The organism is Bacteroidales bacterium (assembly GCA_026418905.1).
Taxonomy (GTDB): domain Bacteria; phylum Bacteroidota; class Bacteroidia; order Bacteroidales; family DTU049; genus JAOAAK01.
Genome location: JAOAAK010000035.1, coordinates 1 through 23,657 on the forward strand (window position 1 = coordinate 1; position 23,657 = coordinate 23,657).

The 23,657-nt window shown below is 36.6% G+C and carries 15 protein-coding genes; 3 read left to right on the forward strand and 12 right to left on the reverse strand.

Annotated features, from left to right (window positions below):
- The 6 genes from N2Z72_07065 to N2Z72_07090 all read right to left on the reverse strand — a co-directional run.
- Window positions 1-4,302: PKD domain-containing protein (locus N2Z72_07065; GenBank protein MCX7697435.1), on the reverse strand; the 4,302-nt coding region annotated here is incomplete at its 3' end.
- Window positions 4,303-4,403: 101 nt separating this feature from the next.
- Window positions 4,404-5,732, reverse strand: coding sequence for a 30S ribosomal protein S12 methylthiotransferase RimO (gene rimO, locus N2Z72_07070; protein ID MCX7697436.1), 1,329 nt, complete (start codon window positions 5,730-5,732; stop codon window positions 4,404-4,406).
- Complete coding sequence (gene ftsY / locus N2Z72_07075; GenBank protein ID MCX7697437.1) at window positions 5,725-6,672, reverse strand: signal recognition particle-docking protein FtsY; 948 nt, start codon at window positions 6,670-6,672, stop codon at window positions 5,725-5,727. Before ftsY ends, rimO begins: the two co-directional genes overlap by 8 nt.
- Before the next feature lie 37 nt (window positions 6,673-6,709).
- Window positions 6,710-8,326, reverse strand: a complete 1,617-nt coding sequence (locus N2Z72_07080) for a M23 family metallopeptidase (GenBank protein MCX7697438.1) — start codon at window positions 8,324-8,326, stop codon at window positions 6,710-6,712.
- Window positions 8,323-8,778, reverse strand: a complete 456-nt coding sequence (locus N2Z72_07085) for a tetratricopeptide repeat protein (GenBank protein MCX7697439.1) — start codon at window positions 8,776-8,778, stop codon at window positions 8,323-8,325. Before N2Z72_07085 ends, N2Z72_07080 begins: the two co-directional genes overlap by 4 nt.
- 62 nt (window positions 8,779-8,840) lie before the next feature.
- On the reverse strand, window positions 8,841-9,401 hold the full coding sequence (locus N2Z72_07090; GenBank protein ID MCX7697440.1) for an HDIG domain-containing protein: 561 nt from the start codon (window positions 9,399-9,401) through the stop codon (window positions 8,841-8,843).
- A 90-nt stretch (window positions 9,402-9,491) separates the two neighbouring features.
- Here N2Z72_07090 and secA point away from each other — a divergent pair, with 90 nt between their 5' ends.
- Complete coding sequence (gene secA / locus N2Z72_07095) at window positions 9,492-12,800, forward strand: preprotein translocase subunit SecA (protein ID MCX7697441.1); 3,309 nt, start codon at window positions 9,492-9,494, stop codon at window positions 12,798-12,800.
- Complete coding sequence (locus N2Z72_07100) at window positions 12,793-13,563, forward strand: GH25 family lysozyme (protein ID MCX7697442.1); 771 nt, start codon at window positions 12,793-12,795, stop codon at window positions 13,561-13,563. Before secA ends, N2Z72_07100 begins: the two co-directional genes overlap by 8 nt.
- Window position 13,564: 1 nt before the next feature.
- Here N2Z72_07100 and dnaJ read toward each other — a convergent pair whose 3' ends face one another.
- From dnaJ to N2Z72_07115, 3 genes are all read right to left on the reverse strand, one after another.
- Window positions 13,565-14,716 carry a molecular chaperone DnaJ gene (gene dnaJ, locus N2Z72_07105; GenBank protein MCX7697443.1) on the reverse strand — a complete coding sequence of 384 codons (1,152 nt, stop codon included), beginning with the start codon at window positions 14,714-14,716 and terminating at the stop codon, window positions 13,565-13,567.
- 14 nt (window positions 14,717-14,730) lie between these two features.
- Window positions 14,731-15,378 (reverse strand): nucleotide exchange factor GrpE, encoded by a 648-nt coding sequence (locus tag N2Z72_07110; GenBank protein ID MCX7697444.1) that lies wholly within the window; start codon window positions 15,376-15,378, stop codon window positions 14,731-14,733.
- A 62-nt stretch (window positions 15,379-15,440) separates the two neighbouring features.
- Window positions 15,441-16,523, reverse strand: coding sequence for an Ldh family oxidoreductase (locus tag N2Z72_07115; GenBank protein MCX7697445.1), 1,083 nt, complete (start codon window positions 16,521-16,523; stop codon window positions 15,441-15,443).
- An 81-nt stretch (window positions 16,524-16,604) separates the two neighbouring features.
- Here N2Z72_07115 and udk point away from each other — a divergent pair, with 81 nt between their 5' ends.
- The gene (gene udk / locus N2Z72_07120) at window positions 16,605-17,225 is read left to right on the forward strand and encodes a uridine kinase (GenBank protein ID MCX7697446.1); all 621 of its coding nucleotides are present in this window, start codon (window positions 16,605-16,607) and stop codon (window positions 17,223-17,225) included.
- Window positions 17,226-17,498: 273 nt separating this feature from the next.
- On the opposite strand, the gene clpB is transcribed toward udk, so the two are convergent.
- From clpB to N2Z72_07135, 3 genes are all read right to left on the reverse strand, one after another.
- Window positions 17,499-20,090 carry an ATP-dependent chaperone ClpB gene (gene clpB, locus N2Z72_07125; protein ID MCX7697447.1) on the reverse strand — a complete coding sequence of 864 codons (2,592 nt, stop codon included), beginning with the start codon at window positions 20,088-20,090 and terminating at the stop codon, window positions 17,499-17,501.
- Between the two features lie 147 nt (window positions 20,091-20,237).
- Complete coding sequence (locus tag N2Z72_07130; protein ID MCX7697448.1) at window positions 20,238-21,308, reverse strand: PorP/SprF family type IX secretion system membrane protein; 1,071 nt, start codon at window positions 21,306-21,308, stop codon at window positions 20,238-20,240.
- Window positions 21,309-21,324: 16 nt separating this feature from the next.
- Window positions 21,325-23,657, reverse strand: a 2,333-nt coding sequence (locus tag N2Z72_07135) for an SBBP repeat-containing protein (GenBank protein ID MCX7697449.1), incomplete at its 5' end; no start/stop codon positions are given.

A 23,657-nucleotide genomic window follows, 5' to 3' on the forward strand; every position in this document is an offset into this window, starting at 1 on the left:
AGATGTGTATAAGAGACAGGGTTGTGAGTATGTGTAGACCTCATTAGCATTTGAACCTGTACCAACCCCATCTCCAAAATCCCAATACCTTTGAACTATGGCACCTCCAGTACTTGTGGATAAATCATTCAAGTGGTTTGGAAACCCATAACAAGCAGAATCAGCAAAAAAGCTTGCAATAGGTTGGGGATTTACTAAAACAGGTTTAGTAATGGTATCTTTACAATTATTATTATCTATTACAATAAGCCGAACATTATATGTGGTAGGTACATTAATGACAGGATATATATATGTTGGATTCTGTACGTTGGCTGTACCCACACCATCGCCGAAATTCCAAAGCCAACTTGAGATAGGGCCTCCTGCCCACGAAGTATCAACAAAGAAGGTAGTATCTCGATTACAAGCAACATTAGCAAAGAAACCAGCTCGTGGTTTAGGATTCAGTTTGATTGTTTTTTGTATGGTGTCGCGACAATTGTGATTGTCACGAACAATTAATGTTACTTGATAAACTGTATCACCCGGATAAGGGTAAACATGGACAGGGTTTTTTATCGTGCTGGTTGTATTGTCGCCAAAGTTCCAATTCCACCCCACAATAGATGCAATAGGATTAAAGCTTTGATCTACAAAATTAACAGGCTGCTTCTGACATGCCAGCGCTGCAGTAAAATTGGCTGTTGGTAAAGTATAAACCTGGACTGCTTTCTTCAATGTATCAACGCAGTTCAAGTCATTTTTCGCTATAAGAGTAATAATATAAGTACTATCATTTGAATAAAAATGTGGTGAGGGATGTTGAATGGAATCGACAGTTCCATCTCCGAAATCCCACCACCAACTTATGATAGGACTTCCCTGAGTAGGAGTAGAGAAATTCAAAATATCCACTGTATCACCAAAGCATACATTATTCGCCAAGAAATTAAGCTTAGGTAAACTATCTACCCTTACTAATCGCGTAATCTGATGATGACATCCATTAGTATCCCTCACTGTTAGCGTAGTATTAAAGACACCTGGACGTGTAAAAACGTGCTGTGGATTCTGGACTGACGCTGTATTGCCATCTCCAAAATTCCAGTTCCAGTTTATAATAGGGGCTGGCATGGGAGTAGATTGATCGAAAAAAGGCGTAGGATTTTTAAAACATACGGTGTCATACCTGAAAAATGCAACAGGTGGAACATAAACTTGAATATTTTTATAGGCAGTGTCTTTGCATCCTCTCGAAGTAGTAACTATCAATTGAATAGTGTAGGTGCCTATATCATTATAAACGTGTACAGGAGATTGGGCAAACGTATCACGCGTGTCACCAAAATTCCAATACCAAGAAGTAATGTTTCCGTTAATATTAGGTGATGCAATGGTACTACTATCATAAAAGTTGACGCCATAACCCATACAACCAGCTGAAAAGCCAAAATTTGCAACGGGTAAAGCATATACTCTAACTTGTTTAGTTTTAGTACTTCGGCAATTGTTCGAATCTACAACAGTAAAATTCACATTGTACAAACCTGTTGAATTATATACATGAGATGATGTATAAGCTGAATCAACTGTACCATCTCCATAATTCCATATCCATAAAGATAAATTAGCATCGGTTGGCTGGCTGTTATTGATAGGTTTCAAAGTATCAAATAAACACACATTATTAACTTTAAATGAATCAATGGGTAATCGCCACACTCTTACAGATTTAAAAATGGTGTCCTTACAACCTACTTGATTGGTAGTGATTAGTCGAACATTATATGTACCAGGATTGCTATATCTTTTTTTGGGGTTGGTTTGAGTTGACGTAGTAGCATCTCCAAAATTCCAAAGGTACGAAGATAGAGGTGTTCCTCCGTTGGTTACAGATAAATTAGTAAATCTTGTAGTATCTCTAAAGCAAACAGTATCGGCTCTAAAATTTGCTGAGGGGTTAATATGAACTGTCAATACTTTTTGGATAGTATCCTTACAGCCATAAATATTAGTGACAATGAGCCTATTTGTATAATTTCCAGGAGGTGAATAAAAATGTGTAGGATTAGCAAGATTGCTTACGGGGGATCCATCACCAAAATCCCATTCGTAACTTAAAACTGTATTCCAAAACCACCAACCGGATCCTGTACATGGAGTATTGCAAGCATAAGACCCTGTAGGATATGATGCCCAACAAAAATTACTACATCCAATACCGCAACAATATGAGCATGAATTAGTAAAATAATGATGTTGTAGTCCACATGGAGATCTGCTTTGATTCGTATAATTCACCATTAAACTTTCACAAGCAAGTGTGTTAGTAAAATTAGCAGTGGGTTTTGGATAGACTAAAACACTTTTATAATTTGATGTTCTGTAACAGCCTTTGCTATCAGTAACGCGAAGAGTTACTCTATACTCACCATGTGTAGGAAAAAGATGTTGAGGATTTTGCTGTGTACTAAAAGTACCATCATCGAAATTCCAATACCAAGACACCAAAGGATGATTGTCTAAACTTCTTGTTGATTGATCTGTAAAAGGAATGTATTCATATTGACATTTATTGGTATAAGTAAAGTTGGGATTAGGAAGGCGCCAAACATACACGGGCTTGGTAATAGACTTGGTACAACCATTGTTGGCAGTAACAGTTAAAGTAGCTGATTGATTACCACCAGCAGTATATGTTGTTGTCACATTGGGTCCTGAGGCCGTTGATGGTGAAGCAGAAGAGAACGTCCATTGATAAGATACTATGTTTATAATGGTATCCCTAGAAGTACTAGATAGATGGGTAAGCTGTTGCCCCTGACAAGCCGTATCAGAAACAAAATTTGGGAACATGTCTCCAATGACAATAGTTCGTTGAAAAACAGTCGAATCACATCCCAGAGGTGAGGGATTATAAGCTGTTAATCTAACAACATAAGTACCTGGAGTTGTATAAGTATGAGTAACTACTTGTTGGGGACTATTACTATTATTCACCAAAGTAAATGGTATTACCGTACCATCTCCAAAATTCCACTTATATCTGGAATTGGGATTACTAGCACACACATTCCTAGAAGAGTAATTGTAAAAGGTAATGGGTTGATTGATACAAGTAGGGGTAGTATGGGTGAAAAAAGCCTGAGGAGGAATATTGACATCAACACAACAATAAGTAGCAATAGACGTATTGCATGCATTGGTGGCTCGCAAAGTTATAGTATGTTGAGACGGAGGAGCCCCACAATTTCCACTTGTGTACGTATGTTGATACGATCCTCCCGGAGATGTACCAAGAGGTAAATTTGTTTGTTGACCATCTCCCCACAAAATAGTTACAGATGTAGTAGCTGGATTGTATGTAGAATTGTTGCCAATGCTTAATGTCAAAGGAGCACACCCCTGGTTACTTCCTGGTGTAGGCGGAGTGATACCTGCGACAGGGGTTTGATCCACCACAAGAGTAACAGTCCAAGTACTCGTACAACCATTTAGACCCGTAGCAGTTACTTGAATGTTGTAGTTGTTCATACCAGTGTAAACATGAGTAAGAGAAGTAAATGAAACAACTGTTGTATCTTTCCCATCTCCCCATTGAATGTAATAGCTTGCAACATCAGAAGCCCCAGGGGAGATGTTTTGAAAAATTAAAGTATCTTTAGCAATCACACCATAAGCACAATGTTTCCAGTTACGTGAATCGAAAAAATCAATATTGGGTCTTTGCTTGACAGTTACAACTTGATAAGATGTATCTTTACAATCCTTATTGTCGGTGATAATCAAGCGAACGTTGTAGTTTTGAGTTCCAGAGCCGAATGAATTATATGCATGAGATGGATTCTGAGCATTTGATGTAGGGCTGCCATCACCAAAATCCCACTGATATGTTAGACCATTTCCAACGGAAGAATTCAAAAAATTCACAGTGACAGGTGAACATGCATTATTAGGTGAAAACGTAAATTGAGCATCTGGAATCGGGTTAACAGTTACATTTTTGGATTCATATTTCCAACAATTATCTGGTAAGATTTTTATTCCAATCGTCACATTATATGTACCAGAAGTTAAGTAGGTGTAAGACGGAGAACCCACTGTAGCAGGTTTTCCTTTTAAAATGGGTGAACCATCCCCAAAATTCCAAGATAATGAATCGATTTGTTTAGGGGATTGAACTGTTGAAGTGTTGGTAAATTGAACTGTTAATGTTTTACAAATTTGATTCCATGTAAAACCCGGATTACCTGGACACTGGGCATATAAAGATAAAGAAACTAGATATGGAAATAACATTATTAATAATAATTTTTTCATTATGTACATTTTTACAAATTTACTTAACATATGATCAATCTCAAATATAAAAGTTTATCCTAATTAATAAAAATAGGTTAACATTTGGTTAACAATGTAAGTTAGTTCTTTTTAAAACATGCATAAAATCTATAAAAATTAACATGATCAATTATTATTTTACTGATTTGACCGATTTTGAAATGAAAGGGAGATGATGATTCTATCACCATATCAAAGTCAATCTCTGGAGCATCATAACAAGTTCTTCCTACGATGAGTCTTTCAGTCTTGTCAAAACTCTCAATTATGGCAGCTACCGTTTGACCAATAAACTTACTATTGCTTTTAATTAAGAATTCATCCAAAAATTGAGTTAACAAATTGTAGCGCCGCTTGATGGTTGAAGATGAAGGAGTATGAATTATATTAATTTTTTTATATATGGGTGATTTTTCCTCTAAGGAAAAAGGAAAAACCGCTACTCTTTCTAGTTGATATTTTTCAATAAATTTTACAAGCTGATCAAATTCCTTTGTCCTTTCCTGAGGAAAACCTACCATTACTGTTCCTCGGATAACAGCTTCTGGAATGCGTTCTCTAATATGACCAAAAAGTTTCTCCAGTTGTAAACGAGTAGTATTTCGTTGCATAGCCATTAAAACACGGTCTTCACTATGTTGAAATGGAATATCAAAATATTTTACAATTTTTTGATTCGTAGCTATTTCTTCAATTAAACTCTTTGTTATTCCTGAAGGATAAAGATACATCAATCTTATCCATTCAATACCTTCTATTTCAGAAATAGATCGAAGCAGCTCTATGAGCATTGATTTAGCTTCTAAGTCGTAACCATAGGACACCGTATCCTGTGATACAACAATAATTTCTTTCACACCTTTCTGTGCAAGTTGCTTTGCCTCTCGCACGAGCATCTCCAAAGGAAAACTTTTAAGTTTTCCTCTAATGGCTGGAATTGTACAAAAACTACATGATCTGTTACATCCTTCACTAATCTTAAGGTAAGCATAAAAAGAAGGTGTGCTTAACATTCGATCCGTTACATCATTAAAACGATAATGAGTTTGTGAAGTTATATCAGCAAGTAATGCATCATATTCTTCCACTCCATATACAGCATCAACTTCTGGAAAATGTTGCAATATTTCATCTTTGTACAGTTGACTCATGCAACCAACAGCTGCAATAAATGCTCCAGGATTACGATGCCTAATCTCAAGAATAGTTTCAATTGATTCCTGCCTAGCCGATTGAATAAAACCGCATGTATTAATTATGAAAACATCAGCTTGTTTTTTTTCATGAGCTACTTTAAAATTCTCCTTTTCTAATAAATAAGCAAGTTTTTCACTGTCCACCAGATTTTTGGGACATCCCATGGTAACAATACTTATCGAAAGATTTTTCTTTCTTCGTTGTTCAGACATTTTTTAGAAGTGCTTTTACGAAACTATTAGCATCGAAAACCTGAAGATCATCAATTTTTTCTCCAACTCCAATGAATTTGACAGGTAATTTATATTCATGAGATACTCCAATAACGACTCCTCCTTTAGCTGTACCGTCAAGCTTAGTAAGTACCAAACCAGTTACTTTCGTAATTTCTGTGAATTGTTTGGCCTGTTCGAAAGCATTTTGACCTGTAGTAGCATCCAATACAAGCAAAACCTCATGAGGAGCATCTTCGATAATTTTCGTCATAACTCTTCGAATTTTAGCAAGTTCATTCATCAGGTTAATTTTGTTATGCAATCTTCCAGCTGTGTCTATGATCACTACGTCGTAATTTCTAGCTTTAGCTATGCTTAAAGTTTCATAAGCTACAGCAGCTGGATCGGCACCCATGCCTTTTTCATGCAAATCTACACCTGCCCGCTGAGCCCAAATCCTTAGCTGGTCAACAGCAGCAGCACGAAAAGTATCAGCTGCCCCTAACATCACTTTTTTCCCTGCCCGATTTAACTGAGCTGCCATTTTCCCAATAGTTGTCGTTTTACCTACGCCATTTACCCCTACTATCATGTATACAAAAGGTTTTTTACTCTCATCAGTAACATCAACAATGTTGTTATTTTGCTGTAAAATATTGATAATTACCCCCTCAAGAATTGAGATCAATTCTTGTTCACTATTGTATCTTTGTTGTTTAACTTGTTTTTCAAATAAATTAAGGATTTCTACTGTCGTTTTAACACCTACGTCAGCTTTGAGTAAGGCTTCTTCAAGCTCATCTAGAAATTCGTCATCAACTTGTCGTTTTCCAGTGATAACTTTCCAAATTTTCTGAAAGGCAGAAGTACGAGTATTTTTCAAACTCTCCTCGAGTTGCTCCTCAGAAGATTTTCTAAAAAAAGAAAATAAACTCATATAAAATGTTTGCGTGCAAAGTTATGAAAGAGAGTAATTAAAAAGAGTATATTTTTTCAAAGCAGTTCCCTACTCCGTCGCATACTCTTATTTTAAGAGTTTTACTCTCAAGATTCCAATTCTCCATTTCCAAACAAAAAGTATCGCTTTTCTTATCGTATTCAAGCAATTTCCACGAATCATTTACATAAATATCATACGTAGAAATCATTTTTGATACGTCTTTTATGATCCAACATATCTTCCTCGCTTTTGTCTTTTCTGAATGATGAAACAATGGCTCTTTGATTAATTTTGGTGGAATCGTATCTGTAATTAAGTGATATTTTCCTAACTTATCTATTATAAAATACAAGGAATCATTCTTTGCTATTAATGGCTTTATGATATCGAGTGTATCATTTTTCTCATTCGTTATTACGAGCAATTCTTTGCCATTTGGATTAATAGGGAAAAAAATAAGAGTACAAGGTTTTAATAACGGTAAATAAAAAAATCCCACTTCACAAGATTTCTTGTTTATTTCTTTGAACCACAATTGATTTTTTTCTACCCATCCTGGCAAAGCTCCTGAGGGAATAATAAAAGAGATATTTAAGGAACGAAAACAAATTTCATCTTTTCTCGATATAAAATTTTTTGAAGATAAATTTTCATCCACTGACGCAGTAATAATAGCTTTCCATGATGTTTCGTTTTTATTATGATCATAAGTCTCGATAGATATTTCGAATCTAGATAAGGGATTTAATTGCAAAGTGCGTTCTAGCATAAAAACATGTGGAGTTTTTATTTCTTTCAATAGAGGATGAGCTAAATTTATTCTACGCTTAGTAATTTGAGCAATAGGATCATACATTACATGGACGTAATTCTTTTCATCGATCGATAAGCAATTAAATTCCATTTGAAAATACAAAGTATCATTTATTTTAACTCTCCAACCATAGATAGGTAACGTAGGTCCTTGATAGAACTGATAATCGTAAGCTTCTAATCCAATCATATATTCACCAAATGGCAAGCTAATTTTGGCATAATTAGATGTGTTTGAAACCGATATGGGCCGAAGTGGATAAATTGGTAAACCTTTCCACATGGGATAAAAATTGATGCTTTTGATAACAGGTGGTATTTCGTCCTTGATTCTAAGTAACGAACTAGGATGCACTAGGATGTTATTCCTGTCCCTTAATTCAAAGTGAAGGTGTTCGCCAAAACTATAACCGGTGTTGCCAGCTATACCTAAAATCTGTCCTTTTTTAACAGGATAGATCCCGGAATCCAAATCTATGATAACATCGTATTGTTGTTTTTGATACTGATAAGAACGAACGACGCTATCAAGTAACGGTGTAAATTTATCTAAGTGAGCATACAATGATGTAAGACCGTCTGAATGTTTTACTTCAACTACTTTTCCATACGAAGATGACAGACATCGAATCCTAGAAACATAACCATTTGCGATTGATCTTATTTGCTTATTTTTTAGATTTCCCGTCCTAAAATCCCAACCAAAGTGATAATGGGTTTTGCGATATTCACCAAATCCGCTGACAATCGTACATTCACTGCTATGAATGGGTAATAAATATTGCGAATTAATAGATATGAAAAAAAAGAAAAGAAAGCAAGTTAGATAAAATTTCAATTCACTTTTTGTTTTTCTTCATCCCAGCAAAAAACTTTTATTAGTGCAAAAGCATCTTTTAGACCAAGTTCAAATGCTCTTCTCCAATCTTCACAGGCACCTTTTGAATCACCCAATTCACCCCGTGCAATTCCTCTCAAATCATATACTTCAGCAAAATTAGGTTGAATTTCTAAAGCTTTATTATAGTCGTTGATTGCCCCTTCGTAATCTTTGAGAAAATACTTACATAACCCGCGATAAGCATAAGCTTCAGCATATTCTGGGTATTTTTGGATAAGCTCAGTAAACGCATAAATACTTTTTTGATATTGTTTTTTAACCAAAAGTTGATAAGCCTTTTTCATGAGCTCAGAAGCTTCATCTGTAGGAGCTTTATAAGTTCTGCACTGTGAAAATAAAAAAGCAAACAATAAAATATTTAAAAACCATTTTATTTTGATGAATGACATATTTTTTTCTTTACCCACAAAAATACAACTTTTTGTGATATTTAGATAAAATTAATAAGTTATCATACCAGTTGGAAAAGATATTCTTCTTTTTTCATAGCTTCGAGAGCAATTTCAGTAAACTCCTGTATGGATAAGCCAATTAATTCACATTCCATGATGTTTTCTCTTTTAACACTAGCAGCAAAATGTTTCTCCTTCATTCTTTTTACGACAGAGGAGGGTTTAACACTGCTGATTTTTTTATCAGGGTAAACCAGTGCCGTTGCAAAAATAAGTCCGGTGATTGTTTCTCCTGCAGCAAGTGCATGATCCAACATGGTTTGCCTCGGAGTTACCGAAGAGACTTCATTATGACGAGATATTGCTTCCAACACTTCTTTAGGAACATCATAATTACTCAATAATTCCCGCACCAAAGTTCCGTGTTTATTAGGATCTGCGTGGGTAATTTCTACATCAATATCATGTAGCAAGCCAGCTATCCCCCACATATCCTCGTCCTGCCCTAGTCTTCGTGCAAGAGCACGCATAACAACTTCTGAAGCTAAGCAATGCATAATCATTTTAGGATTTTTAACGTGGGTTTCCAAGATTTGCAAAGCCTGATCCCTTGATATCATATTTTTGTGCAAAGTTAGAAATTATACCCGTTAATTTAAGACAAGCCCAAGTGCTTTTTTTTTAAGATATTTGCATGAAAATAATTCACCATGTTAAAAATATTCGAAAAAATCTTTGGCACTAAAAGCGAACGAGATATTAAATCCATTTTACCCATTGTCAGAAAAATTCACGAAGAACATGAAAAAATTCAAAAATTGTCCAACGACGAACTAAGAAAGCAAACCCTTATCTTCAGGCAAGAGATTAAATCTGCCATCAAAGAAGAAGATGATGAACTGCTATCGTTACGTAACAAGGTCGAGAATGAACCTGACATGCCTGTAGAAGAAAAAGAAAAAATATTCAAACGTATAGAAAAGCTTGAACAAATCATATACGAAAAGACACAAAAGAAACTGGATGAAATTTTACCCAGAGCCTTTGCTGTAGTTAAGGAAACAGCACGTAGATTTAAAGAAAATGAAGTCATTGAGGTGACAGCTACCGATTTTGACAGAGAATTAGCTGTTAAAAAAGGGTACATTACGATTGAAGGCGACAAAGCATACTGGAAAAATTCTTGGAGAGCAGGTGGAAACATCATTACTTGGGATATGGTACATTTTGACGTACAATTAATGGGTGGAATTGTACTTCATCAAGGAAAAATTGCTGAGATGGCAACCGGTGAGGGAAAAACTTTAGTGGCAACTTTGCCGTTATATTTGAATGCACTACCAGGGAAGGGCGTACATCTTGTTACAGTCAACGATTACCTTGCTAAACGTGATGCTGAATGGATGGGACCTATTTATGAATTTCTTCTTCTAACTGTCGATTGCATAGATAAGTACGAACCTCACAGCGAGGAAAGAAAAAAAGCATATCTTTCTGACATAACCTATGGTACCAATAGTGAATTTGGTTTCGACTATTTACGAGATAACATGTCGCGAAGTCTGGATGAAATTGTCCAACGCGGACATAATTACGCCATCGTCGACGAGGTAGACTCCGTCCTCATTGACGATGCTCGCACTCCTCTTATTATTTCGGGGCCAACAGAAAAAAGTAAAGATGAACATGAAAAATACTATCAGCTTAAACCTTATGTTGAGTACTTGATTGAAGCTCAAAAGAAACTGGTAAATAAATGGCTCACGGAGGCTAGAAATATTTTGTCTAAGCCAAATCGAAGTGATGAAGAAGAAAAAGAAGCTGGTATTGCTCTTTTTCGTTGTTATCGAGCATTACCAAAATATAAGCCTTTTATCAAATTTGAAAGTGAACCAGGTGTAAAAGTTTTACGACAAAAAACCGAAAACTACTATTTAGCTGATAACATGAAAAACATGCCTTTCATCGATCAAGAACTTTATTTTGTCATAGATGAAAAAAACAACACGATTGATCTTACAGACAAAGGAATTGAATATTTGACTCAAAAAACAGGAGATCCTCAATTTTTTATCCTTCCAGATTTAGGTGCTCAATTGGCTGAGCTTGAACAAGCAAATCTTAGTAAAGAAGAATATTTAGCCAAAAAACAAGAAATTATTCAAAACTATACACTAAAAGCTGAGCGAATACATACCATGACTACACTTATGAAAGCATATACTCTTTTTGAAAAAGACAACGAATACGTAGTCATGGACGGCAAAATAAAAATCGTGGATGAGCAAACTGGCCGTATCATGGAAGGAAGACGGTATAGCGATGGTATTCATCAGGCTATCGAGGCAAAAGAAAATGTAAAAGTTGAAGGATCAACTCAAACGTACGCTACGATTACTTTACAAAATTACTTTCGTATGTATAAAAAATTGGCTGGCATGACTGGTACGGCCGAAACTGAAGCCACCGAATTTTGGAATATTTATAAATTGGATGTAGTTGTTATTCCAACAAATAAGCCTGTAATTAGAATTGACTATCCTGATTTAATCTATCGAACAAAAAGAGAAAAGTTCAATGCAGTTATCGAGGAAATTGTTAAATTGAGAAATGCTGGAAGACCAGTACTTGTAGGAACTACCTCGGTAGAAACTTCAGAACTCTTAAGTCGCATGCTTACCTTACGAAAAATTCCACACAACGTTCTCAACGCCAAACATCATGCTAAAGAGGCTGAAATTGTTGCAAAAGCCGGTTTAAGTGGAACCGTTACCATTGCTACCAACATGGCTGGTCGTGGTACAGACATTAAGTTAGGCCCTGGAGTCAAAGAAGCTGGTGGACTTGCAATCATAGGTACTGAACGCCATGAAGCGAGGCGTATAGACCGTCAGTTAAGAGGTCGCTCGGGTCGACAAGGAGATCCTGGAACATCACAATTTTACGTATCCCTGGAAGATGACCTTATGCGCCTTTTCGGTTCTGACCGTATTGCCAAAATCATGGATAGATTAGGGTTCAAAGAAGGTGAAGTTATTCAACATTCCATGATTACCAGCGCTATAGAAAGAGCCCAACGCAAGGTGGAAGAAAATAATTTTGGAATTCGCAAACGTCTTCTTGAATACGACGATGTAATGAATGTCCAACGTGAAGTTATTTATTCTAAAAGACGAAATGCTCTTTATGGCGATAAACTTTCCATTGACTTAATCAATATGTTTAAGGATTTGTCCTTTTATGTCACTGAATCAGCCTATGAAAGTCGTAACTTTAATCAATATTACGAAGATGTTATCACTATTTTTGGAATAGAACCACCCTTCGACGAAAAAAACTTTTTCCATCAGTCTTCTTCCGAAATAGCTGAACAAACATTTCAGCTTGCCTATTCAAACTACATAGCAAAATGCAATTTACTTACGCAAAAAACCTACCCTATCATCAAAGACATATATGAACATGCTGCTAAAAGATACGAAAATATTGCTGTTCCCTTCACCAATGGTTTAAAAACATTTACAGCTATTGCTAATTTAGAGAAATCATACCGAACCAAGGGTCGAGAAATCATTTCAAGTATCGAAAGGGGTGTTACACTTGCTATTATTGATGAAGCATGGATGGAACATCTTCGAGAATTAGATGATTTAAAAACAAGTGTGCAAAATGCAGTCTACGAACAAAAAGATCCCTTACTCATTTACAAATTCGAAGCCAGTGAACTTTTTAACCAACTACTAATCAGGATCAATCGTGAAACCATTTCATTCCTATGTCAGGGGAGAATACCTTTACAAGAAGACCAACTCGATCGAGTTGAAGAGCCTCGTAAACATGAAAAGAAAAAGTTAACTACCGGTAGGTCGGATAGAATCCCAGGTGTACCCCAGTATCACGATCCATCTACTCCTAAAACATCTCAAACCGTACATGTCGAGAAAAAAATAGGTCGCAACGATCCATGCTATTGCGGAAGTGGCAAAAAGTATAAGCACTGTCACGGAAAAAATGCCTAAACGAAAAACCCGATTATCTTTTTTTGGTAATTTTCTTTTGCTATTAATCATTTTAGCTTTAATCCTACTATTAGCATACCTAAACAAATATTCTTTTCAGTCACCATCCCAACAAAGAACATACGAAATTCTTGAGTCAATACCTCGTGAATATTCTATCTACGGAATCGATATATCGAGATATCAAAAAAAAATTAATTGGGAAAAATTGTCTCGATTTCGTTATAAACATGTTACTATTTCTTTTATTATGATCAAGGCTACAGAAGGTACCAACTATGTGGATCCTTTTTTTCACGACAATTGGAAAAATTCTAAAAAATATGGCTTCATAACAGGAGCATACCATTATTTCAAACCTCATCAAGATCCTATTATTCAAATGAACAATTTTTTAAAAACAGTTTCTTTCTCGCCAGGAGATTTTATTGTTGTGGACATTGAGGAATACCCCATTTATATTTCTAAAGCCACGTTTCAAAACAATATCATGAAAGCTCTACAGTATGTTGAAGAAAAATTAAAGACTAAGCCTATTCTTTACACCAATGTGTCTTTTTATAGGCAATATTTTATGAATAAAAGATTCGAAAAATATCCGTTATGGATAGCACACTACTATCAACAATCTCCCCCGTCCGATATTCCTTGGGTTTTTTGGCAATTTCATGACAAAATGTCACTTAATGGAATATCTGAAAACGTAGATATGAATATTTTTTGTTGTTCTTATTCTGAATTGAAAAAGTTCTTGATTCAATAGCCTAAGAAAATAAATCCTTTAAACGATCGAAGAAAGAACGATGGGGTGTTGTATTATCCGGTTGAAAGCCAGAAAAGTTTTTCATTTTTTCAACAAGTTCTCTTTCTTCGCGAGATAATTTTTGTGGCACCCATACATTAATAGTAACGATAAGATCACCAGTTCGATAACCATTTACTTCCGGCAACCCTTTTCCTTTTAACCTGAACATTTTACCAGGAATAGTACCGGGTGGGATTTTAATTCGTGCTTTCCCTGTAAGGGTGGGCACTTCAATGGTTGAACCCAGGGTTGCATCAGTGAACGAAATAAAATATTCGAATAAAAGATTTAACCCGTCTCGCTTAAAATGAGGGTGAGGTTCTTCTTCGAAAACGACAATCAAATCACCAGGAATACCTCCGCGAGGAGCTGCATTTCCTTTGCCTGAAAGAGTCATCTGCATACCTTCTTCAACGCCAGCAGGAATTTTAATAGAGATGATCTCTTCGCCATCTTGCAAACCAGTTCCATGACATGAATAACATTTATTTGTAACAATTTTCCCTTCTCCATGACAATTTGGACAAGTAGAAACTGTTTGCATCTGCCCTAAAAATGTACTAGTCACCTGTACGATACGACCAGTTCCTCGACATGTTGGGCAAGTCGTTGGAGAAGAACCAACTTGAGCACCTGTTCCTCCACATGAAGAACAAGGTATCTTTTTTCTAACTTTAATCTTTTTTTCAACACCAGTTGCTATTTCTTCCAGAGTAAGCTTGACTTTGATGCGTAAATTTGTCCCTCGAGATGTTGTTGTTCCCCTTCGTGTCGATTGAGAGAATCCACCGAAGCCACCAAATATATCACCAAAATCTGAGAAAATATCACTAAAATGAGAAAATATGTCTTCTACCGTAAATCCTCCACCACTGAAATGGGAATTTCCCACACCAGCATGACCAAATTGGTCATAACGTTTTCGTTTTTCAGGGTCACTAAGTACTTCATATGCTTCTGCAGCTTCTTTAAACTTTTCTTCAGCCTCTTTATCTCCGGGATTTCTGTCTGGATGATACTTAAGAGCCATCTGGCGATAAGCCTTCTTAATCTCTTCTTGCGTTGCATTCCGTGGTACACCAAGTATTTCGTAATAATCTTTTTTTGCCACAATCTTCCCTCCTTTTAGTTACCAACAATGACTTTGGCAAAACGTATAACTTTACCTTCTAATTTATAGCCCTTCTCAACAACCTCAATGATTTTGCCCTTCATTTCAGGATTTTCAATGGTTGAAATAGCTTCGTGTAAGTCAGTATTAAATTCAACCACTTCATCGATAGGTTCAAGTCCATATTGTTTCAATACATGTAAAAACTTATTATGTATTATCTCATACCCATTTTTAAAAGTCTCTATTTGATTTTCATTGCTATCTTCCATTACTTTTAATCCTCTTTCTAAATCATCTAGGATCGGTAAAAGATTTTTTATAAATTCTATTAGAACAGCCTTTTGCCACTCGTGCTTTTCTTGACGAATGCGTTTTTTATAGTTTTCAAATTCAGCTAAAAGACGAATATATTTATCCTTCCATTCTTCTGCCTCTTTTTGAGCCAATTTAAGAGGTTCTTCTAAAGGTTCATCAGGTGTCGTTTCGTTATCCGAAATTGTTTCAGGTTTGTCCTGTTGTGGTGATGATTCAGATGTAAGGGTGGTTATAACTTGCTCCGCACTACTTGTGAAAGAACCCATCTCTTCCTGATGTTCTTGTTCCTCAGTTGTATTCATTGCTTGTTCTTTCAATGTTTTCAAATTTTGTTTTTTTTCCATATTTTTTACCTCCAGCGCGCAACATACAAAAAATTTGCCATCTTATATTGTATGCAAAAATGTCATAAATCGTATTCCTCCAATTTGAGGTTCCAAACAGATAAAGTATTTATCAATTCATTCCATACCTCAGGTAGTATGGGTATGCCTTCTTTTTCATATAGAATATGTTTTTGGACCTCAGGATCACCGGGAATAAGTACTTGTTTTCCAGCAACAGATTTTGAAGTTCTAAAGGTTTTTATCCATAAATCCATATCCTGTTTAATCTCATCTGCAGGTCGAAATGCATCCATCTTCAGAGCGCCAAAAAAATGGCCTAATCCTTTTCCAGGTAGGTTAGTTCTCAATGGTAAGTATGCGACCTGAGGGGGAACAAAAGGTCCAAAGTTTGCCCCACTTACCACAGATGATAAAATATCAACCATAGCAGCAAGACAGTATCCTTTGTAGCCTGCATGTTCGTAATCACCTCCCAAGGGAAGGATGGCACCCCCTCGTTTCAGAACGGAAGGATCATCCGTAATATTACCATCAGCATCTTGCAACACACCCCAAGGAGCTTTCTGCCCTGTTTTTTCCATGATTTCAAATTTTCCACGTGGAATGGGTGTAGTAGCAAAATCAGCTGTAAATATTCCCTCAGATTTTGATGGAATGCTCATAGCAATAGGATTGGTACCAAGAAGTCTCTCTAATCCAAAAGTTGGAGCCACTAAGGGATTACCATTGGTCATAGCAAAGCCAATCATGTCTTTCTCAGCAGCCATTAATGTATAATAAGCAGCTATTCCAAAATGATTTGAATTTCGAACAGCAACCCAAGCACTTCCGACCTGTTGAGCTTTTTCAATGGCAAATTCCATCGCAAATTTTCCTACTACCATTCCGGGACCATTCCCTCCATCAATAAGTGCTGTTGAGGGAGTTTCAGAAACAACTTGGATCTCAGGATTTAACACCATTCTTTCGTTTTTTACAAGCATCAAATAGTCTTTTACGCGTATGATACCATGCGATGGAATTCCTCGAAGTTCTGCAAGAACAAGTGCATCAGCAATGATTTCAGCATTCTTCTCTAGAGCACCAGCATGAATAAAAATTTTTTTTATGATCTTCTTTAATTTTCCAGCTTCTATTCTCATTTTTTTATGTCAAAATTACTTTTTTATCTAAAAATGCACGTTCTCTTAAAGCTTTTAAAATATTTTATATGTTTGTAAAAAATGCTTGTCATTGGAATTGCTGGTGGAAGCGGTTCAGGAAAAACAACCGTCGTTCGAGCAATTATCGAAAAATTGAAAAATGCCGACATTAGTGTTCTGCCGCAGGATGCTTACTACAAAGACTTGACACACATTCCTCTAGAGGAAAGAAAAAAAGTAAACTTCGATCACCCTGATTCCATTGAATTTTCTCTTTTGTGCAAGCACATTTCACAACTGAAAAACAATCAACCCATCCAGCTGCCAAAGTACGATTATATTACCTGTACTCGTTCGCACGAAACCATTCCTGTTTTACCATCTAAAATTCTTATTATTGAAGGAATATTAATTTTTACTCACGAGGAATTAAGAAATCAAATAGACATTAAGGTTTACGTAGATGCAAATCCAGACGACCGATTGATTCGAATCATTCGTCGCGATACTATTGAGCGTGGAAGAACTTATCAACAAGCTCTTGAACACTACGAAAAATTTGTCAAACCCATGCATGAAGTCTTTATAGAACCTACCAAGCGTTTTGCCGACATCATCATTCCACAAGGTGGAGCTAATCAAATTGCCATCGATATCCTTACCCAATTTGTTAAACAAAAATTATTGTTCGATATAAATTAAACATTTCAATCAAAAATTTTTCAAGGACTTATTTTGTTTCTCCACGAAAAAATTTATTTCCAAACAAAAATCCTTTGTTACATGTTAGCAATCGACATGAGATTAAAAAACTAAAAAAATTCAACCATCAACCACTTTTATGAGTCAAAAAACTACACTTTTGATTTTTTAATTGCAAATTAACATGCTTTGGAATTAACTCTAAAATACTCGTTTCTTCTTAAACTGTGAACCAAAATTTTATGAAAATAAAACCACTCTTGCCCCTCATTCCTAACGAACGGGGTAAACTACATAATCATCCATATAATCCAATTGAACTGTATCACCTTTTTGTATTTCTCCAGCTAAAATCTTTTGAGCAAGAATATTTACAAGTTTTTGTTGTACGATACGCCTGATGGGTCTAGCTCCAAACTGTGGATCGTAACCTTCTTCGGCAATAGCTTCGACTAAATCATCAGTATAGGAAATTTCAATGTCTTGTTTCTTTAGTAATCTCTCAAGATATGCTAATTGTAAACGAACAATACTTTTAATTTCTTTCTTACTAAGTGGTTTGAACATAATTATTTCATCTACTCTATTTAGAAATTCTGGACGAAAGGTAGTTTTTATAACATGCATCACAGCATCACGTGCTTTTGCAAAAGTCTGTTCTTCCATACCGGGAATCATCTGATCGTAAATTTCTCGAATTATATCAGAGGCTATGTTACTTGTCATGATAATGATGGTGTTACGGAAATTTGCTACTCGTCCTTTGTTATCGGTTAGACGACCATCTTCCAAAACCTGAAGTAAAATATTGAATACGTCAGGATGGGCTTTTTCTATTTCATCTAAAAGTATGACACTGTATGGTTTTCGACGTACGGCTTCAGTGAGCTGCCCACTTTCTTCATATCCAACATAGCCTGGAGGAGCACCAATAAGTCGAGACACACTATGTTGTTCTTGATATTCACTCATGTCAATCCGGATCATATTGTTTTCATCATTAAAGAGAAACTCAGCAAGGGTTTTGGCTAGCTCAGTTTTTCCAACACCGGTTGTACCAACGAATATAAAGGAACCAATAGGTCTTTTTTCATCGCTTAGTCCACTACGACTACGCCGAATAGCATGAGCTACAGCACTAATCGCTTCATGCTGCCCAACTACACGTTTATGCAATTCTTCCTCCAGACGAAGTAACTTTTCTCGTTCGCTTTCTAAAATCTTATTAACTGGTATACCAGTCCACTTAGAAACAACTTCAGCTATTTGTTCAGCATCTACTTCTTCATTGATGAGAGCATGATCTTTCTGAACCTTAAGAAGTTCAGCTTCAAATTCTCTAATTTTTTGCTCAGCTTGAGGAATTCGGCCATAACGAATTTCGGCCACCAGGCCGTAATCACCATTTCGTTCAGCTTGCTCAGCCTGGAACCTCAAATCTTCAATTTGCTTTTTTAACTGCTGGATCTGATGAATATATTCTTTTTCTTGCTTCCACTGAGCCATGAAACGATTACGTTCTTCTTGCAGTGTCGAAATTTCAGAATTTAACTGAGACAATTTTACTTGATCGTTTTCACGTTTGATGGCTTCTCGTTCAATTTCAAGTTGTCGAATTCTTCTTTCAAGTTCATCTAATTCTTCAGGAACAGAATTCATTTCTAATTTAAGTTTACTGGCAGCTTCGTCGATAAGGTCAATAGCCTTATCAGGTAAATAACGATCTGTAATGTAGCGGTGGGACAATTGAACAGCAGCTATGATAGCCTCGTCTTTGATTCTTACCTGATGATGATTTTCATATCTTTCTTTTAGTCCTCGAAGAATGCTAATCGAATCTTGTACGGATGGTTCATCGATCATAACAATCTGAAAGCGACGTTCTAAAGCCTTGTCCTTTTCAAAATACTTTTGATATTCTTTAAGTGTAGTAGCACCTATGGCTCTCAGTTCGCCACGCGCCAATGCTGGCTTAAGGATATTGGCAGCATCCATGGCTCCCTGCGTGGCTCCAGCACCAACGAGAGTGTGTATTTCGTCTATAAAAAGAATAATTTTTCCGTCCGACTCGACTACTTCTTTAATAACGCTTTTGAGTCGTTCTTCAAATTCGCCCTGATATTTAGCACCAGCAATAAGAGCTCCCATGTCTAACGAGTAAATAATTTTATCTTGAAGGTTTTCAGGGATGTCGCCTCGAATAATGCGGTGAGCAAGTCCTTCTACAATGGCTGTTTTACCTACTCCAGGCTCGCCAATAAGAATAGGATTGTTTTTGGTTCGACGAGAGAGTATTTGCAAAACTCGGCGAATTTCTTCGTCACGCCCAATGACAGGATCAAGCTTGCCTTTGTACGCAAGATCATTGAGATTGCGAGCATATTTTTCAAGAGCATGATATGTATTCTCCGCACTCTGAGTAATTACACGAGATCCTTTCCTCAAGTCTTTGATAGCAGCCAAAAGACCTTTTTCTGTTACGCCAGCAGTTTTCAAAATACGTTCTGCTGCATCGCCACTTTCAAGTAAACCCAGGAAGAGACACTCTACACCCACAAACTCGTCTCCGAGTTCTTTTTGTTTAATCATAGCGGTTTGTAGAGTTTTAAGTCCAGAACGCCCCAAGTATTGATCACCGCCTTCCACACGAGGTATAGTGCTCAACTCTCGTTCAACTTGTTTCTTAATCAAATTTGGTTGAATGCTCATTTTTTTCAATAACCAAGGAACAACTTGTTCATCTTGGGTTAATAAAGCATTCAGAAGGTGAATTCCCTCGATTGCCTGATGTTTCATTTCTAATGCATTCTGATATGCAGTTTGAATGATTTCTTGTGCTTTAATGGTGAACTTATCTAAGTTCATAACTTTACTTTTTCCTCCCCGATCAACCCTACAAATAAGTCACCAACATAGAAAAGACAGACAATTTGGCATGTTTAACACATGCCAACTGACAAATTTATTCAATTCAAAATTATCAAATTTACATTTTAACTATCATGACAAGAATTAAAAAAACCTTGATTGAGATTTAAATGGATTTGGATTTAGGTATTTCAAGGTAAATTCAAAAGACCCTGTTGGTTGACCTTTTGTTGCTAAATTTGAAAGAACCACATCATAAGATAAACCTAGAGAAAAAGAACCTGTTTCCAATTCAAACATAGGTATTATACTTTCTTTTAATCGGTATCCAACCCCAAAATTAAGGGCTGCGCCTTTTGAGTAATTCGAAAATTTGGATTGTTCATTCAAAATATATCTTATCCGACCTACCATCACCCATTCCATAGCACCAGCCTGATACTGGAATAATAAGCCTGGCATTAATCCTGCATTTGTTCCCCGTAAACCAATCAAACCTAACCCATGAAAAACCCATCTTATAGATAAATGATCTGTGTTCCCACTTAAAAAATGATATCGTTGCCTCAAAGCATGATACATGGCTACTCCCATATCCAACATTTTGCTCCCTTCGTTTAAATTTGAAGCCACCATCATTCGTTCATCATTCCCCCACCTATAAGACAAACCAGCTCCTACATCTCCTAGCCATATTCTATTGTTTTCTATGGTTTCTCCACTTGGTAGACTTCCATTGAACACTTTTCCGTCGAACTGAGAATCAAACAGTACTCTATCCATATCTAAATTATACTCCATGGCACCACCACCTAAACCACCAGATAAATATCCTTCTTCTCCTACTTTGACATGATATGAAATTCCCACATTCACTACAAGCTTACTAAAATTAACAACACCTGCTTCATCTCTCGATATCAACAAACCCAAACCCCCAAATCCTTCTTTCTCCTTTCCCCACGGCATATCAAACATAGCCGTCATAGTCCGATAACCTTTTCCCATCAAAGTATTCCACTGTGTTCTATATCCCATAATCAATCGATAATTGCCACCAAATTTTCCCGCCTCAGAATAATTAACCCACATAGGTATTTCCCACCATCGACTTGTATGTATATCCTGCCCTTGTAGGAGCCCACTCAATCCTAGAAGCATTCCATTAATAAACACCATATGGATTAAACTTACCTTTACATTAACTCTTTTCATATGTATTCCTCCTATTTTATCTAATTAATGCTACATCGCCTGTCTTCTTAAAACGTTTCCCATTCTTAAACTTTACATTTACCACATAAGCATAAATACCAGACTCCTGTTCAACATTACGATACGTACCATCCCATCCTTTGTCTATCTCATGACTCTCAAAGACTTTATTGCCCCACCTGTTGTACACTTCAAATACAATTTCCTCAACACCTTTGCCACGAACCAACAAAATATCATTGACACCATCTCCGTTAGGACTAAATCCAGTCGGCATTTCCACAAAATACTCACACCCCGTGGAATCGTTTTTCACTTCCACACTATCTACACTGGTACAACCGTGGCCATCAATCACAGTCAATACATACGTACCCTCTCTAAGATTTGTTAACAACGAATCATGACTACCATTGCTCCAATGATATGTTATTGGAAGTTCTCCCGACGTTAATCTGACATTTATCTTACCATTGCCCTCATCGCATACTTCATCTCTTACTTCGAAGTCAACAACAGGTTTGCCATATATATCCACATTTATGGTCAACACCGTATCACATCCAGGATGTGTTGATATGGTTACCACATACGTACCCGAATAACTCACTTGAGCACTGCTTATCATGACAGCTGAATCTCCCCATGAAAAACCATTCGGACCGGCCCAAACATAAGTATTTCCACCACTTGCATTAATGATGAGCGAATCACCGCTGCAAATAGGGGCATTTGAAAAAACTGTTCCCAATGGTTTTTCGTAAACAGTTACCTTCACCTGAGTCGTATCCGTACAATTATGTAAAGTGCTACCAGTTACCGTATAGGTGGTCGTCACCGAAGGAAAAATTTGATGTGTTTGTCCAGATCCTAAACCCTGATCCCACATGTATGTATCAGCTCCACTAGCACTCAACACCACCAACTGACCCTCGCAAACAGTGTCCGGGGTAGCTGTAGCTGTAACAACCGGTAAGTCATTTACTGTAATGACACCCATCGTATCTGTTCCACATCCAATAATCGATATAGTGTAATGAAAAATTCCTGCATTTGAAGGAATTCCACTTATCATCAACGTATCGTTTTCGTAAACCCAATTAACACCTGCTGGAAGACCACCTACCGTGACATCAACCGACCCATAGATATAATATAAAATATTCACCATAGAATGATTTTTGCAAACTTCTTGATGAACAGTTCCTGAATCAGACACCAAAACAACGTTACTACATGGATATAAACATAATTTACTTAAATAACCATCATCACCTCCTCCCTCATGAATTTGTTGATACGCACCAGTAGTGATGTCAAAATCAGTAGAATACGTAAACCCAGCTAAATACACACAACCATTGCTGTCAATCGCCATTCCCTGAACATTATCACTATTAGTTCCACCAAAATATGTAGAATATAATAAAACTGTGCCCGAAGAATTTAGTTTCGTCACAAATACTTCATGTGCTCCTTGCAAATTCATTTGATATGCACCATTGGTCACAGGATAATTCGCAGATGTTGTATAACCAACCACATAGGCATTGCCATCGTGATCAATAGCAATGTCGGCACTTAGATCGTTGTTGCTTCCACCTATATAAGTTGAATATACCAGTCCACTTCCAGTGGTATTAAATTTAGTTACAAAAATATCCCATCCACCCTGGTGGGTGGTTTGATAAGCACCCATGGTTGTGTCAAAATCTATTGAATTGGTTGTTCCACACACATAAACATATCCAAGACTATCAATAGCCAGATGTGTACCATAAAAACTACCATCCCAAATATTACCAAATATCCCACTCCATTCATTGCCGCTTCCTCCCAAGTAGGTCGAATAGACTAACCCAGTTCCATCTGGGTTGAGTTTAGTCAGAAAAGCATCCCAATTCCCACCCGGCGTGGTTTGGTAAGCCCCTAAAGTTGTATCAAAATTAGTAGAACTCGTAAAACCTGTAACATACACATAACCACTATCATCAACAGCTATATCCAACCCCATCTCCTCTCCATTCCCACCTAAATACGTTGAAAATACAAGATCTGTCCCTGCAGTATTTAATTTTGTTACAAATACATCATATGCCCATGTACCTCCCTCGTGAGATGTTTGGTATGCTCCAGGTGTTATTGGAAAATTACTGGAAGCAGCTGGTCCTGTTGCATAGACATATCCACTATCATCCACAGCTATAGCCAACACATCATCAGCACTAGAACCTCCCAAGTAAGTTGAAAATATCAAAGAATCTCCTGCTGGATTTAACTTGGTTACAAAACCATCATACGCACCTCTATTCCAAGGTTGAAAAGCTCCAGATGATACTGGATAGTTTG